Origin of the sequence: Reyranella sp. (assembly GCF_044224635.1) — a bacterium.
In the GTDB taxonomy this organism is placed as follows: Bacteria; Pseudomonadota; Alphaproteobacteria; order Reyranellales; family Reyranellaceae; genus Reyranella.
Genome location: NZ_JBGAKA010000075.1, coordinates 18,988 through 34,233, shown reverse-complemented (window position 1 = coordinate 34,233; position 15,246 = coordinate 18,988). Strand labels below are relative to the sequence as shown.

General features: G+C 64.5%; 9 protein-coding genes, 2 tRNA genes and 1 rRNA gene. 10 read left to right on the top strand and 2 right to left on the bottom strand.

The window, feature by feature from the left end; all coding sequences use genetic code 11:
* Positions 1-173: 173 nt before the first annotated feature.
* The 6 genes from ispG (at position 174) to ACILR9_RS36255 (ending at position 7,462) form a co-directional block, all read left to right on the top strand.
* Positions 174-1,301, top strand: coding sequence for a flavodoxin-dependent (E)-4-hydroxy-3-methylbut-2-enyl-diphosphate synthase (gene ispG / locus ACILR9_RS36280; protein WP_395714864.1), 1,128 nt, complete (start codon positions 174-176; stop codon positions 1,299-1,301).
* A gap of 380 nt (positions 1,302-1,681) precedes the next feature.
* Positions 1,682-3,055 carry an IS4 family transposase gene (locus ACILR9_RS36275; RefSeq protein WP_395714863.1) on the top strand — a complete coding sequence of 458 codons (1,374 nt, stop codon included), beginning with the start codon at positions 1,682-1,684 and terminating at the stop codon, positions 3,053-3,055.
* Between the two features lie 253 nt (positions 3,056-3,308).
* Positions 3,309-4,550 carry a histidine--tRNA ligase gene (gene hisS / locus ACILR9_RS36270; RefSeq protein ID WP_395714862.1) on the top strand — a complete coding sequence of 414 codons (1,242 nt, stop codon included), beginning with the start codon at positions 3,309-3,311 and terminating at the stop codon, positions 4,548-4,550.
* A gap of 228 nt (positions 4,551-4,778) precedes the next feature.
* A complete protein-coding gene (prfA, locus tag ACILR9_RS36265) occupies positions 4,779-5,843 on the top strand; it encodes a peptide chain release factor 1 (protein WP_395714861.1) in 1,065 nt (354 codons plus the stop codon).
* Positions 5,840-6,703: a peptide chain release factor N(5)-glutamine methyltransferase gene (gene prmC / locus ACILR9_RS36260; protein ID WP_395714868.1), complete on the top strand. Its 864-nt coding sequence runs from the start codon at positions 5,840-5,842 to the stop codon at positions 6,701-6,703. Before prfA ends, prmC begins: the two co-directional genes overlap by 4 nt.
* Before the next feature lie 180 nt (positions 6,704-6,883).
* Entirely contained in the window at positions 6,884-7,462 is a 579-nt protein-coding gene (locus tag ACILR9_RS36255) for a DUF4167 domain-containing protein (protein ID WP_395714860.1), read from the top strand.
* A 64-nt stretch (positions 7,463-7,526) separates the two neighbouring features.
* On the opposite strand, the gene ACILR9_RS36250 is transcribed toward ACILR9_RS36255, so the two are convergent.
* The gene (locus ACILR9_RS36250; protein ID WP_395714867.1) at positions 7,527-8,084 is read right to left on the bottom strand and encodes a DUF4337 domain-containing protein; all 558 of its coding nucleotides are present in this window, start codon (positions 8,082-8,084) and stop codon (positions 7,527-7,529) included.
* 197 nt (positions 8,085-8,281) lie between these two features.
* Between ACILR9_RS36250 and clpB the strand changes: the two genes are divergently transcribed.
* Positions 8,282-10,888 carry an ATP-dependent chaperone ClpB gene (gene clpB, locus ACILR9_RS36245; protein WP_395714859.1) on the top strand — a complete coding sequence of 869 codons (2,607 nt, stop codon included), beginning with the start codon at positions 8,282-8,284 and terminating at the stop codon, positions 10,886-10,888.
* 205 nt (positions 10,889-11,093) lie between these two features.
* On the opposite strand, the gene ACILR9_RS36240 is transcribed toward clpB, so the two are convergent.
* Positions 11,094-12,203: a peptidoglycan DD-metalloendopeptidase family protein gene (locus ACILR9_RS36240; RefSeq protein WP_395714858.1), complete on the bottom strand. Its 1,110-nt coding sequence runs from the start codon at positions 12,201-12,203 to the stop codon at positions 11,094-11,096.
* Positions 12,204-13,156: 953 nt separating this feature from the next.
* On the opposite strand from ACILR9_RS36240, the gene ACILR9_RS36235 reads away from it, so the two are divergent.
* The 3 genes from ACILR9_RS36235 to ACILR9_RS36225 all read left to right on the top strand — a co-directional run bounded on the left by ACILR9_RS36235 (position 13,157) and on the right by ACILR9_RS36225 (position 15,095).
* Positions 13,157-14,645: ribosomal RNA gene (locus ACILR9_RS36235) — 16S ribosomal RNA — on the top strand.
* A 178-nt stretch (positions 14,646-14,823) separates the two neighbouring features.
* Positions 14,824-14,900, top strand: a tRNA-Ile gene (locus ACILR9_RS36230).
* A gap of 119 nt (positions 14,901-15,019) precedes the next feature.
* Positions 15,020-15,095 (top strand) — tRNA-Ala (locus tag ACILR9_RS36225).
* Positions 15,096-15,246 lie beyond the last annotated feature (151 nt).

The following is a 15,246-nucleotide window of genomic DNA, read 5'->3' as shown; positions in this document are numbered from 1 at the left end:
TGCTGTTGCTTGCGAAACCAATGCTGTCATCCCGAGCGCCGCGAGCGACCTTTTCTGCAGGCTGTGTGCGCACAGCGTTCATGCGGACCGGAAGAGCATGACGCTTGTGTGAAGATCGTGAACCTGTACCCCGCTGGCTGGATAAGCCGTCATCGCCAAGCTACATTGCCAGCATGAGCATCAGGCCTTATCGCGATGTCGTGCGCCGCAAATCGCGCCGGGTCATGGTCGGCAATGTGCCGGTCGGCGGGGATTCGCCGATCACGGTGCAGACGATGACCAACACCCTGACCGCAGACGCCGCCGCGACCATTGCGCAGATCCGCCGCTGCGAGGAAGCCGGCGTCGATATCGTCCGGGTTTCCTGCCCCGACGAGGAGTCGACCCGCGCGTTGCCGGCCATCGTCAAGGCATCGCGGGTGCCGATCGTCGCCGACATCCACTTCCATTACAAACGGGCGATCGAGGCGGCTGATGCGGGGGCAGCCTGTCTGCGCATCAATCCCGGCAATATCGGCAGCGCCGAGCGGGTGCGCGAGGTCGTGAAGGCCGCACGCGATCACGGTTGCTCGATGCGCATCGGCGTCAATGCCGGTTCGCTGGAGAAGGACCTGCTCGAGAAGTATGGCGAGCCGTGCCCCGAGGCGATGGTCGAAAGCGCCCTCGATCATGCCCGAATCCTGCAGGATCACGACTTCCACGACTTCAAGATCAGCGTGAAGGCATCCGACGTGTTCCTCGCGGTCGCGGCCTATCAGCAGCTCGCTGATGCCTGCGACTACCCGCTGCATATCGGCGTTACCGAGGCAGGCGGGCTGCGCACTGGCACGGTGAAATCGTCGATCGGTCTCGGCGCGCTCCTGTGGGCCGGCATCGGCGACACGATCCGGGTTTCCCTGTCGGCCGAACCGGAGGAGGAAGTCCGAGTCGGCTTCGAGCTCCTGAAAGCCCTCAACCTGCGCCATCGCGGCGTCAACATCATCTCCTGCCCGTCGTGCGCGCGCCAGCAGTACGACGTGATCCGCACTGTCGAGGCGCTCGAGAAACGCGTTGCCCACATCACGACGCCGATGACCGTGTCGGTGATCGGCTGCGTGGTGAACGGTCCGGGCGAGGCGCGCGAGACCGACATCGGCTTCACCGGCGGCGGCAACGGCACGCATCAGGTCTATGTCGCGGGCGTGCCGCATCATCGGCTCAAGGATGCCGACATCGTCGAGCATCTGGCGACGATGATCGAGAGGAAGGCAGCCGAGATCGAGGCGGCGAAGTCGTCTGCCGACAAGGTTGCCGCCGAGTAGCGCTCTCGTTCTCCTCCCCCGTAACCGGGGGAGGTGCCCCGTCATACGGGGCGGAGGGGGAAAGCCTCAGTCGAGATTTGAGATTTACGACGTCGGAATCGGACGACCCTCGATTGCGGCCTTCCCCCTCCGGCCCTCCGGGCCACCTCCCCCAATGACGGGCTAGTTTCAGCACAGATGTTGCGCCGCACGAAGACGGGGGGAGGTTGGGAGTGTGTGTTGAGGAGCACGCTTCTCCTATAATTTTGGAATCCAATACAACTGTCGAGAGCAACAATAGAATCCTCGAATCGCCTGGCGAATCACTTCGAAGCCCCCTGTTGCAGCGAGCAGAGCCAATGTGATCTCTGACGATCCTCTTCAACCCAAAGAGGATCACCATGATCGGCGAGATCGGTTATTTCGGCGACGCCCGGCTGGCCCGCAATGGCGCCCTGCTGCTCGAGCGCATGCACCAACGACAGACTGTCTGTATACGCAAGCTCACCGAGGGTCGGGCCGAACAGGTCAGGTTCCTGCGCTTTCTGTCGAACAAGGAGGTCACGGTGGAGGAAATGATCTCGCATCGCGCCCCTCGGCGCCGGCGTCGCTGCGGTCGGCGCCACGTGCTGGCAATCCAGGACACCAGCGAGGTCAACTACCAAGCACAACGCCGCCGCAAGCACTCGCTCGGCACGGTCGGCAATGGCACCGACGTCGGGCTGTTCATCCATCCGGTGCTCGCTGTCGACGCCGACAACGGCGAATGCCTGGGCCTGGTCGACGCACAGATCTGGCGCCGCACCACCGGCAAGGCCGCCAACTACAAAGAACTGCCGATCGAGTGCAAGGAGTCCAATCGATGGCTCAAGGGAGCCGACCGCGCCAAGGCCGTCCTGGCCGACGCCGCCCTGATCACCGTCGTCGATGACCGCGAGGCCGACATCTACGAGAAATGGGATCGCCTGCCCGACCAACACACCCACCTGCTGACCCGCGCCTGTCGCAATCGTAGCCTGGGCGACGGCCGCAAATTGTTCGAAACCTTGGCCAGCTTCGACGAGGTCCACCGCTTCGAGCTCGATCTGACCGCCCGACCAGGCAAGAAGCGCATCGCCCGAAAGGCCACGATCGCCGTCCGCTTCGGACCGCTCACCATTCGACGCCCTAAATCGTGCTCCGATCGCCAAGCCTCGCCCGAGATCGACCTGTTCGCCATCGAAGCCCGCGAGATCGACCCGCCGCCCGGCCAGACACCCATCATCTGGCGCCTCTTGACCACCCATCGCCTCGACAGCCTCGAAAAGGCCGTCACCGTGATCGGCTGGTACCGCAGGCGGTGGGACATCGAGCAGCTCTTTCGAACCCTCAAGCAACAGGGCCTGCGCCTCGAACAGAGCGTCCTCGAGGACGGCAACGCTCTCGAAAAGCTCGCCGCCATCGCTCTCATCACCGCTGCCATCACCATGCAGCTCGTCGCCGCTCGCTCCGCCCCCCAACAAGCCGCCCCGGCAAGCCGCGTCTTCTCATCTCAGCAGCTCATCGTCATCGCCGCCTTGCTCAGCACCAGACAAGGGCGCACCGCAAAACAGCGAAATCCCTTTCCTCCCAACAGTCTCGCTGCCGCTGCCTGGATCATCGCTCGACTCGGCGGATGGACCGGATACCAAAGTGACAAATCAAATGGCCCCATCACTATGCGCGACGGACTCGAACGCTTCTACGCTATCGCTGATGGTTACCATCTCGCAGCGCAACATCTGTGCTCAAGTTAGCCCAATGACGGGGGAGGGATGCGAGAGAGCCGTGTCGCGCGCGATGGCCTGCAGGCCGACCCGTCGCATGATGAAGCAGGCACAGGCGGGGGACAGGCGCCTGATGGCGAGCAGCAGGCGGTTGGCGCCAGGGCCTCGCAGCCTGCCAGCGTGAGGGAATATATATCGACGCAAGAACGCCAGATGTCGAGATTTGCGCTGTTCAGGGCAGGTCACGGCGGCTAAGAACGCCGTCCCAAGGCGAGTGTGAGCAGTGTCGAAACTTCAGCCCGTGCGTGGCACGCACGACCTTCTTCCCGACGACTATCGGCGGTTCGCCCATGTGGTCGATGTCGCGCGCCACGTGGCACGGCTGTACGGCTACCGCGAGATGGCGACGCCGATCTTCGAGTTCACCGAGCTGTTCGCCCGCGGCATCGGCGAGACGACGGATGTCGTCTCCAAGGAAATGTACACATTCGAGGATCGTGGCGGCGAGTCGCTGACCCTGCGACCCGAGTACACTGCCGGCATCTGCCGCGCCTTCGTGTCGAACGGCGAGCTCGGCCAGCAGCTGCCGCTGAAGATCTTCGCAGCCGGTCCGATGTTCCGCTACGAGCGGCCGCAGAAGGGCCGCCAGCGCCAGTTCCACCAGATCGACCTCGAGGTGCTGGGCGCGCCCGAGCCGGGCGCCGACATCGAGGTGATCAGCGTTGCCGCCGATATCCTCGATCGCCTCGATATCCTCGGACGCTGCACGCTCAAGATCAATTCACTGGGCGATCCCGAGAGCCGGACAGCCTACCGCAAGGTGCTGGTAGACTACTATTCAGGCCATACCGACCGGCTGTCCGAGGAGTCGCGCGACCGACTGCGCCGCAATCCCTTGCGCATCCTCGACAGCAAGGACGAGGGTGACAAAGCGGTCAATGGCGGCGCGCCGAGCTTCGCTGACCATCTCAACCAGGCGAGCCGGGACTTCTTCGCTGCGGTCCAGGACGGTCTCGCGGCGGCGGGCGTGCCCTTCGAGATCGATGTCGGGCTGGTACGCGGCCTCGACTACTACACGCACACGGCGTTCGAGTTCGTCACCACCCACATCGGCGCCCAGGGCACCGTTCTGGGCGGCGGACGCTATGACGGCCTGATCGCCGAGCTGGGTGGCCCGCCGACAGCGGGCATCGGCTGGGCGGGCGGCATCGAACGTCTGATGATGCTGTGCAATGATCCGCCGCCGCAGCCACGACCTGTCGTGATGGCGCCGCTCGGTCCGGCGGCGGAAGCCAAGGCGCTCGCCATCGCCCGCAGCCTGCGACGCGAGGGCATTACCGTCGAGCAGGACTATCGCGGCAACATGAAGCGGCGCATGCAGCGTGCCAACAAGGTCAATGCCCGCGCCGTGCTGATCATCGGCGACGACGAGCTCGCCAAGAGCGTCGCCCAGCTGAAGGACCTCGACAGCGGTCAGCAGAGCGAAGTTCCCCTGGACGGCCTGACCGGTGTCTTGAAAGGCTGAGAGTTTGTGAGTTTATTGAGGTAGACGTCCGATGGTTTGCCGCGATCAGTAATGCCTCATCCCGAGGAGCCGCGCTGAGCGCGGCGTCTCTAAGGATGAACCTCAGACACGGTCTGTCGCCCATGCTTCGAGGCGCTCGCTGGGCTCGCTCCTCAGCATGAGGTGCGTGGGTTGCCGCAGACGGATATATCCGTTGGTCTCGTGTCCTTAGTGCCTTGAGGAGTCGTCGTGTCGTTGCAGCAGAAACTGGATCAGATCTCGGCCCGCTATGCCGAGCTGCAGGCGGCACTGTCGGGCGGCGCTCTCGATTCGCAGAAGTTCGTGGCGGCGTCGAAGGAGTATGCCGATCTCGGGCCGCTGGTCGAGGCGATCGGGGCCTGGCGCACGGCCGAGCGCGAGCTCGAGGACGTCGAGGCCATGGCAGCCGATCCCGACATGAAGGCAATGGCGGAAGAGGAGGCGGTAACGCTCAAGAAGCGGCTGCCCGAGCTGGAGCGCAGCGTCAAACGCATGCTGCTGCCCAAGGACGCTGCGGACGAGAAGAACGCCATCCTCGAGATCAGGGCCGGCACGGGCGGCGAGGAGGCGGCCTTGTTCGCCGCCGATCTTTTCCGGATGTATCAGCGCTATGCCGCCGAGCGCGGCTGGCGTTTCGAGGTCATGGAGCTCGCCGACACCGGCATCGGCGGCTACAAGGAGGCGATCGCCACGGTGTCGGGGCGCGGGGTGTTCGCCCGCCTGAAGTTCGAATCGGGTGTCCATCGCGTGCAGCGCGTGCCGGCGACCGAGGCGTCGGGCCGCATACACACCTCGGCAGCGACCGTCGCCGTGCTGCCCGAGGCCGAGGATTTCGACATCAGGATCGACGAGAAGGACCTGCGCATCGACGTCTTTCGCGCCTCCGGTCCGGGCGGGCAGTCGGTCAACACCACCGACTCGGCGGTGCGCATCACCCACCTTCCGACCGGCGTCGTGGTCAGCCAGCAGGACGAGAAGAGCCAGCACAAGAACAAGGCCAAGGCGATGAAGATCCTGCGCGCCCGGCTCTACGACGCCGAGCGCCAGCGCCGCGATTCGGCGCGCGCCGCCGACCGCAAAGGTCAGGTCGGCAGCGGCGATCGCAGCGAGCGCATCCGGACCTACAATTTTCCGCAGAGCCGGGTGACCGACCATCGCATCAACCTGACGCTCTACAACCTCGCCGAGGTGATGGAGGGTCGCGGGATCGACGAGATCATCGATGCCCTGATCGCCGACGACGAGGCGGGTCGGCTGGCGGAGCTGGCAGCCTGACGGCGACCTACGACACCCTGCTGCGCGATACGGCGACCGCGCTCAGCGCCGCGGGCATCGACAATGTGCGCTTCGAGGCCCGACTCCTGCTCGCCCGGGCGGCCGGCCTGTCGGTCGAGCAGCTGGTGGCGCGCGGCGCCGACGCTGCTCCCGCGCCGGCTGTTGCCGGCCTGCGCGAACTGACCGCTCGTCGCATCCGCCGCGAGCCCATGGCCTACATCCTGGGCGAGCGCGAGTTCTGGGGTCTTCCCTTCCAGGTATCGCCGGCGGTGCTGGTGCCGCGGCCCGACAGCGAGACCGTGATCGAGGCTGCCCTGTCGCTGATGCCGGAGCGCACGCGCCCGTGGCGCCTGCTCGATCTCGGGGTCGGGTCGGGCTGCCTGTTGCTCACGTTGTTGCGCGAGTATCCCGACGCAATGGGCACAGGCCTGGACCTGTCGGAAGCGGCCTTGGCTGTTGCCCGACGTAATGCCCAGGCCCTGGGTGTCGCCGAGCGGGTGCGGCTGGTCCTCGGCGACTGGCGATTGCCTGGTTGGGAAGAGGCGCTCGCAGGGCCATTCGACCTGGTGGTGTCCAATCCGCCCTATATCGAGGCTGAGGCCATCGACCGGCTCATGCCCGAGGTCGCCCGCTTCGAGCCGCGGGAAGCGCTCGACGGCGGCCCGGACGGCCTTGCCGCCTACCGCAGAATTGCCGCATCAGCGTCCTCCCTGATCGCTCCGGGCGGCCGTTTGCTCGTCGAGGGAGGGGAGGGCCAAGCACCTGAAATATCGAAGATTTTCGGAGCTGCAGGTCTCGCCGTCGGGACTTCCTGGAAGGATCTGGCAGGCATCGAGCGGGTGGTGTCCGCCCAGCAATAAAAGGTTGGCAATCAGGGCGAATGAGACTACGTTCTGGATTGCCCCTTGGGGGGGCTTGGCCTGGGCCGAGTGATGGCCTTGGGCATTAATCCCTCTGAATGTCAGCCGTGACGGCGCCCGGGAAGGGCAGAGGGTCGCGAACAACAACAACCGTCCGGCATGTAGATTGGCCTTAGGTTTATGAGACCAAACAATCGTCAGCGGTCGCGCGGCGGTCGCAGTGGTGGCGGCGGCGGTGGCGGCGGTCATCATCACAAGCAGCATCACAACCCCAACCGCCCGCCCAATCGTAACCAGATCTTCGACAGCAGCGGTCCCGATGTCAGGGTTCGCGGCAACGCCCATCAAGTGTTCGACAAATATCAGGCGCTGGCGCGCGAGGCGGCAGCGTCGGGGGATCGAATCATGGCGGAAGCGTACTGGCAGTACGCTGATCACTATTTCCGCGTGATCCAGACGATGGGTGGGTTCGGCCAGCGCAACAACCAGGGTTGGGGCGACGGCGCCGGCGGCGAGGACGGCCAGGGGAACCCTCAGCAGCAGGGTCAGCCGGGCGGCCAGGCGCAGCAGGCCAATGGCAATGGGCATGGCCAGGATGAGCGCCACCCCGATCGCGCGGACAACAGCGAAAGCGAGCCCGGCCTCGGCGGCGTGGCTTTCCTGCAGAATGGCCGCAATGCCCCGTCGGCCAATGACCCGGCTTCGGAAGATCAACCCGACGTACCGGAATTCACCCCGGCAGCGGGCCGTCGCGGCTGAGCCGCGGCGGGCGATCCATAACGGAAGGCGGGCAGACGGCGGCGTCGCTTGGCGACGCCCTGCCCTAGAGGTGGATCAGGGTCGGCGCTACAAAGCCCAGAACGGTGAAAGCGATGCCGATCAGGCCTAGGCCGCCTGAGGCGATAGCCAGCCACATGACCGCGGTCAACGCCGCAGCGCCAGCCAGGACAATGGCGAGCTGGAAGGCAGCCGAGGCGTACTCGAACATGTGATAGGCGCCGCGCGCGTGCTCGCGCTTGGCCTCGTGCGCCTTGGCTCGCGTCGCCAATTCCTTGCGGCCTTCTCCGGTTTCCGGCTCGCTGTCGTAGCGCTGGGCCGTTTTCCGCCACTGCTCGATCTGCGCCTTCACCGCCGGCGGCATGGCGCCGGCATCCTTGAACTGCGCGTCCAGCTCCTCGGCTGCAGTCCGGACGACGGTCTGACGAACCGTCTTGGCCTGGAAGAACGTCCACATGTTCGTGGCCTCGACGTGCTCGGTAAGCACTTCGGTCTGGGAGCTCTTTCCGCCCATTTCCGAGACCGCCAGAAAGGCCGCCAGCACGGCAACCAGCAGCGCAATCTTCTTGTTCGAACCGTCGACGTGACCGTGTCCGCCGGACATGGATAGCTCCCTTGCCTGGGCGATCGTTGGCTCAGGCCGGGGTTCATAGCCGATCATGGCGACAACTGAAAGCCGCACCGCGATTGAGGTCTTGAGGTAAGTCAAGGGCCTCCCCATATCGCCGGGCAGGATGCCTCTCAGAGGGTCCGCTCTTTCGCCCGCCGCACGACGGGGGCGTGAAAAGAAAGGGTAGAGAGATGAATCAAGAGAAGTACACCGAGCGCATGCGGGGCTTTCTGCAGAGCGCGCAGATGCTGGCGCTGCGTGAAGGTCACCAGCGGCTCGTTCCCGACCACGTTCTGAAAGTCCTGCTCGACGATCCCGAGGGCCTCGCGGCCAACTTGATCCAGTCGGCCGGCGGCGATTCGCGCGCGGTTCACCACGCGGTCGAAGCGAGCCTCGCCAAGCAGCCCAAGGTCGAGGGTGGCGGCGCCGGTCAGGTCTACATGGCGCCCGAGACCGCGCGGGTCTTCGACCAGGCCGAGGCGATCTCCGAGAAGGCCGGCGATTCGTTCGTCACCGTTGAACGCATGCTGATGGCGCTGGCCCTCGCCAAGGGCACCGACGCGGCCGATGCGCTGGTCAAGGGCAACGTCAAGCCGCAAGCGCTCGAGAAGGCCATCCAGGAGCTGCGCAAGGGCCGCACCGCCGATTCGGCGTCGGCCGAGGACAGCTACGAGGCGCTGAAGAAATACGCCCGCGACCTCACCCAGGTGGCACGTGAGGGCAAGCTCGATCCGGTGATCGGCCGTGACGAGGAGATCCGCCGCACCATCCAGGTGCTCAGCCGGCGCACCAAGAACAACCCCGTGCTGATCGGCGAGCCCGGCGTCGGCAAGACCGCCATCGCCGAAGGCTTGGCGTTGCGCATCGTCAACGACGATGTGCCGGAGTCGCTCAAGAACAAGAAGCTGATGTCGCTCGATCTCGGCGCCATGGTCGCCGGTGCCAAGTATCGCGGCGAGTTCGAGGAGCGGCTGAAGGCCGTGCTGTCGGAGATCGCCGCGGCCGAAGGCGACATCATCGTCTTCATCGACGAGTTGCACACGCTGATCGGCGCCGGCAAGGCCGATGGCGCGATGGACGCCTCCAACATGCTGAAGCCCGCGCTGGCGCGCGGCGAGCTGCATTGCGTGGGTGCCACGACGCTCGACGAGTATCGCAAGCACATCGAGAAGGATGCCGCCCTGGCGCGCCGGTTCCAGCCGGTGTTCGTCGCCGAGCCGACGGTCGAGGACACGATCTCGATCCTGCGCGGGTTGAAGGAGAAGTACGAGCTGCACCATGGCGTGCGCATCGCCGACGCCGCGATCGTGGCGGCGGCGACGCTGTCGAACCGCTACATCACCGATCGGTTCCTGCCCGACAAGGCGATCGACCTGATGGACGAGGCGGCGAGCCGCATTCGCATGCAGGTCGACAGCAAGCCCGAGGCGCTCGACGAGCTCGACCGGCGCATCATCCAGCTCAAGATCGAGCGGGAGGCGCTCAAGAAGGAAAGCGATGACGCCTCGCGCGACCGGCTGTCCCGTCTGGAGAAGGAGCTGTCGGGGCTCGAGGAGAAGTCGGCCGAGCTGACGGCGCAGTGGAAGTCGGCCAAGGACAAGCTCGCCGATTCGCAGAAGCTCAAGGAGCAGCTCGACAAGGCGCGCTCCGAGCTCGAGATCGCGCAGCGCCGTGGCGAGCTTGCGAAGGCGGGTGAGATCGCCTACGGCGTGATCCCGGACCTCGAGAAGAAGCTCAAGGAGGCCGAGGGCCATGCCGTGCAGGGCGGCAAGGGCGTGAAGGAAGAGGTCACGCCCGAGGACATCGCGGCCGTGGTGTCGCGTTGGACCGGCGTGCCGGTCGACAAGATGCTAGAGGGCGAGCGCGCCAAGCTCTTGCGCATGGAGGAGCAGATCCACAAGCGCGTGGTCGGCCAGGACGAGGCCGTGCGGGCGGTGGCCGACGCGGTGCGCCGCGCGCGCGCCGGCTTGCAGGATCCCAACCGGCCGATCGGCTCGTTCCTGTTCCTGGGACCGACCGGCGTCGGCAAGACCGAGCTCACCAAGGCGATCGCCGAGTTCCTGTTCGACGACGACCAGGCGATGGTGCGCATCGACATGAGCGAGTTCATGGAGAAGCATGCGGTCAGCCGCCTGATCGGCGCGCCGCCCGGCTATGTCGGCTACGACGAAGGCGGCGTGCTGACCGAGGCGGTGCGTCGCCGGCCGTACCAGGTGATCCTGTTCGACGAGGTCGAGAAGGCGCACCCGGACGTGTTCAACGTCCTGTTGCAGGTGCTCGACGACGGTCGCCTGACCGACGGTCAGGGCCGCACGGTCGACTTCAAGAACACGCTGATCGTGCTGACGTCCAACCTGGGCAGCTCGCATCTCGCGGCGCTGCGCGACGGCGAGTCGGCCGAGACGGTGCGCGAGCAGGTGATGGATGAGGTGCGCCGTGCCTTCCGGCCGGAGTTCCTCAACCGGCTCGACGAGATCCTGCTGTTCAACCGGCTGAGCCGGGCGCATATGGCCGACATCGTTGAGATCCAGCTCGGCCGCCTGCGCAAGCTGCTGGCCGATCGCAAGATCGAGCTGTCGTTCGACAGCAAGGCGCTGCAGTGGCTGGCCAACCGCGGCTACGATCCGGTGTACGGTGCCCGGCCGCTCAAGCGGGTGATCCAGCGCAGCCTGCAGAATCCGCTGGCGACGCTGATCCTCGAAGGCCGCGTCAACGACGGCGAAACCGTCAAGGTCACGGTCGAGAACGGCGAGCTGGTCGTCGGCGGTCAGCGCGTGCTGAGCGAAGCGGCCGACTGACGGAGCTCAAAGCCCGGCCCACGAGCCCGCGGCTCGTGGGCCGGGCAAATTCACAAGATGCCGCGCCGCGCTCGGGATGACCGGATCGATGTCGTCGCAAGCGCGGCGGCGATGTTCGCGTCCTGCACGCTATTCGACGACGGTGCACGGCTTGTTGGTGGCGCCGCCTGCAGTGTCGCAGAACATGATCGAAGAGAAGCGTGCTCTAGCCGCCCTTGGCGACCTGAGCGTTCGCCGGTTTGGGTTTCGGCTTGAGATCGGCCGCCATCGGCGCGTTCTTCATCTGGGTGAGGTATTGGCGCGCCAGCACCTGGAAGCGGTTGGCATCCTTGCCTGCAACCATGGCGCGCATGGCGAATTTCTGCGCCAGCGGATTGACGTGCTTGCCGCCGCGCAGGAACTCGTAGTGCAGATGCGGGCCGGTCGACAGGCCGGTCGACCCGACGAAGCCGATCACTTGGCCCTGGCGCACGATGGCGCCCGGCTTGATGCCTGGTCCGACGCGCGACATGTGGGCGTAGGCCGTCGCAACGTCGTGGGTGTGCTGCAACTTCACGTAGTTGCCGTAGCCGCCATTGGGACCGGCCATCACCACCTTGCCGTTGCCGGCCGCCAGGATCGGCGTGCCGCTGGCAGCGGCGAAGTCGACGCCGGCATGCATGGCGCTGAAGCCCAGGATCGGGTGTTCGCGCATGCCGAAGCCCGACGTCACACGCGAGGTGTCCATCGGTGTACGCAGGAAGGAACGCACGACGCTCTCGCCTTGCGGGTTGAAGAATCCCTCGGCGCCACCCTGCGGGCGGAAACGGATCACCGTCACGGTGCGCTTCAACAGGCGCCATTCGCCGGCCAGCAGACGGCCCGGATGGGTGACATGACCATCCGAGGTGACGAGCTGCTCGAGCAGCACGGTGAATTTCTGGCCCTCTTTGATCTCGCGCTGGAAGTCGATCTCGTAGGCGAGGGCGCGCACGAACTCGTTCATTGCCGCGGACGGAACGCCCGCCTTGACCCCGCTTTGCACAACAGGGCCGTTGCGGTGGCCCTCGATGCGGACGATGCGCGGGCTGACCTTGTAGGTTTTTTCGTCGGCGTCGTAGCTGCCGTCGTCCTGTCGCGTGATGATGTACTCACGCTCGGGTTGCGGCCGTACAGAGAGCGTCAGCACGCGCGGGGCGTCGGGCCGCTCGGGCAGGGTTTGCATCAGCAGTTGAATCGATTCCCCGACGGCAAGCCGCTGCTTCTTGAGCAGGCCCTGGAGCTTTTGCGCGATCTGCTTGCGCTCGCCCTCCGGCACGTCGATGTCGGCCAGCATCTTCTCGACCGTGTCGCCGCGTTCAAGGCGCAGGCTGAGCTCGTACCGCTCGCTCGCCGGGGGATCGGGCTCGGCCGGCGGTTCCGGCGGCTTCAGGCGGAAGCCCGACAGTTCGTCGGGCTTGAGAGGCGGCGGAGCGGGATCGGGAGCCGGCAGCCGAATGGCAGCCGGCGGAGGCGCCGGTGACGGGGCTTGAGCCTGGGACTGAGCGGAAGGTTGAGGCGGAGACTGGATCGGAACGGACGGCGGTACGGGGCCCGGGCTTGGCGGTGCATTATTGGCAAGAGGACCCGGATTCGCGGGGAGCGGTGCGGCGCCGCGGTGAAAAAATGCGTAGCCGCCGGCGGCCAAAGCGACCGCTCCGAGCGCGAACAGGACCTGCCGAAACGCCCAGGAAGCCAAGCTCCCTGGGTTCATCGGCTGGTCCGACGGAGAGGGGGATTCCGTCATGACCACTGACCTATTTGGACCCGGTGAGCCGGGCCTCGGGCTTGGGTTTGGCTATCGTGGTGGCGAATCTATCCTCATTCGAGGATAAAGGGGAACCGCTACCTATTGATGACTGAACAGCCGATTCTGTGCAATGGCACAATAGGTTCGATGGCGTTCTTGAGCCCTCCGGACGGTCCGTAAGACGCTTGCAATTTTCGGTTTGACACCCGGAAAAGCCCCCCATATAAGCGCGGCTCCCACGGCGAACGGGGCGTACCGAAAACGTCGCGCGTAATTGCGGCGAAGGGTTCTTCGACCCAAGCGGTACCCCCTCGGCCAAGGGACTCGGCCTCAGGGTCGTGCGCTCTATGCATCGTCTGTTTGGAAAGGGATACGCCAGCGGCGGCGGGCGTTTGCACCATGGGTGCGAATGCTTCTGCCGTCGCTAGTTCGAGGTCCGGCGCGAGCCGGACGTAGTAATCTAGTGACGGGATCTCGCTCCTCTTTTGGAGGAGCACGTTAAACTTGAGAGTTTGATCCTGGCTCAGAACGAACGCTGGCGGCAGGCTTAACACATGCAAGTCGAACGCGTGCAGCAATGCACGAGTGGCGCACGGGTGAGTAACGCGTGGATATCTGCCTTTTGGTTCGGAATAACCCCGGGAAACTGGGGCTAATACCGGATGGTTCCTGCGGGATAAAGATTTATCGCCAAAAGATGAGTCCGCGTACGATTAGCTAGTTGGTGAGGTAATGGCTCACCAAGGCGACGATCGTTAGCTGGTCTGAGAGGACGATCAGCCACACTGGGACTGAGACACGGCCCAGACTCCTACGGGAGGCAGCAGTGGGGAATATTGGACAATGGGGGCAACCCTGATCCAGCCATGCCGCGTGAGTGATGAAGGCCTTCGGGTTGTAAAGCTCTTTTGGCGGGGACGATGATGACGGTACCCGCAGAATAAGCCCCGGCTAACTTCGTGCCAGCAGCCGCGGTAAGACGAAGGGGGCTAGCGTTGTTCGGAATTACTGGGCGTAAAGCGAGTGTAGGTGGTTTTCCAAGTTGGATGTGAAAGCCTTGAGCTCAACTCAAGAAATGCATTCAGGACTGGAGGACTAGAGGACCGGAGAGGATAGTGGAATTCCCAGTGTAGTGGTGAAATACGTAGAGATTGGGAAGAACACCAGTGGCGAAGGCGGCTATCTGGACGGTTACTGACACTAAGACTCGAAAGCGTGGGGAGCAAACAGGATTAGATACCCTGGTAGTCCACGCCGTAAACGATGGGTGCTAGACGTTGGCGGGCTTGCTCGTCAGTGTCGCAGCTAACGCGTTAAGCACCCCGCCTGGGGAGTACGGCCGCAAGGTTGAAACTCAAAGGAATTGACGGGGGCCCGCACAAGCGGTGGAGCATGTGGTTCAATTCGACGCAACGCGCAGAACCTTACCAGCCCTTGACATGGGACTCGCCGGGACCAGAGACGGTCCCTTCGGTTCGGCCGGAGTCCGCACAGGTGCTGCATGGCTGTCGTCAGCTCGTGTCGTGAGATGTTGGGTTAAGTCCCGCAACGAGCGCAACCCTCGTCTCCAGTTGCCATCAGGTTAAGCTGGGCACTTTGGAGAAACTGCCGGTGACAAGCCGGAGGAAGGTGGGGATGACGTCAAGTCCTCATGGCCCTTACGGGCTGGGCTACACACGTGCTACAATGGCGGTGACAATGGGAAGCGAAGGTGCGAGCCGGAGCCGATCCCAAAAAGCCGTCCCAGTTCGGATTGCACTCTGCAACTCGAGTGCATGAAGGTGGAATCGCTAGTAATCGCGGATCAGCATGCCGCGGTGAATACGTTCCCGGGCCTTGTACACACCGCCCGTCACGCCATGGGAGTTGGTTCTACCCGAAGACGGTGCGCTAACCGCAAGGAGGCAGCCGGCCACGGTAGGATCAATGACTGGGGCGAAGTCGTAACAAGGTAGCCGTAGGGGAACCTGCGGCTGGATCACCTCCTTTCTAAGGAAGACCGGAAGCAATTCCAGTCTGACTTAACATTCTGGAGCCGCGGTCTCTCAACCGTGGTCGCCGCCGCTGTCGCATCCCTTTCCTATGATGGTACTTGGCGAGACGGAGCCTGGTCGTCCTCTTTAGGAAGATGGGCGTCGGGTGGCCGTCGCTTCGTCTGCCCGGAAACGGGCTAGTAGCTCAGCTGGTTAGAGCGCGCGCTTGATAAGCGTGAGGTCGGAGGTTCAAATCCTCCCTGGCCCACCACCTTTCGCGCGATCGGCTCTTCCTTCGGGTACAGCCGGTTCGCGCCGCAGTGGCCGAATTGGCGGATGAAGTGAGGTCGCGCCGACCGAAGCCTTGTCCTGAGCGCAAGCGAAGGATCCGGGGGCATAGCTCAGTTGGGAGAGCGCCTGCTTTGCAAGCAGGAGGTCGTCGGTTCGATCCCGTCTGCCTCCACCATCATCGCATGGAACGCGAATAGCTTCCCGGGAGGGGAGCTTCGTTCTCTGACATCGTTCATCGGAAGAGGTCTTAAAGTCTAGATTTCCTCGCTCTGTCGCCTAGGCAGGGTGGAAGGAAGGGTAAACGCGGCCGTTTTGTTGTGGGGTTC

Coding starts and splice junctions, on each gene's coding strand:
- ACILR9_RS36275 (WP_395714863.1), top strand. CDS start 1,682: ATGATCGGCGAGATCGGTTATTTCGGCGACGCCCGGCTGGCCCGCAAT.
- ACILR9_RS36250 (WP_395714867.1), bottom strand. CDS start 8,084: ATGTCCGGCGGACACGGTCACGTCGACGGTTCGAACAAGAAGATTGCG.
- ACILR9_RS36255 (WP_395714860.1), top strand. CDS start 6,884: ATGAGACCAAACAATCGTCAGCGGTCGCGCGGCGGTCGCAGTGGTGGC.
- clpB (WP_395714859.1), top strand. CDS start 8,282: ATGAATCAAGAGAAGTACACCGAGCGCATGCGGGGCTTTCTGCAGAGC.
- ACILR9_RS36240 (WP_395714858.1), bottom strand. CDS start 12,203: ATGCTGGCCGACATCGACGTGCCGGAGGGCGAGCGCAAGCAGATCGCG.
- ispG (WP_395714864.1), top strand. CDS start 174: ATGAGCATCAGGCCTTATCGCGATGTCGTGCGCCGCAAATCGCGCCGG.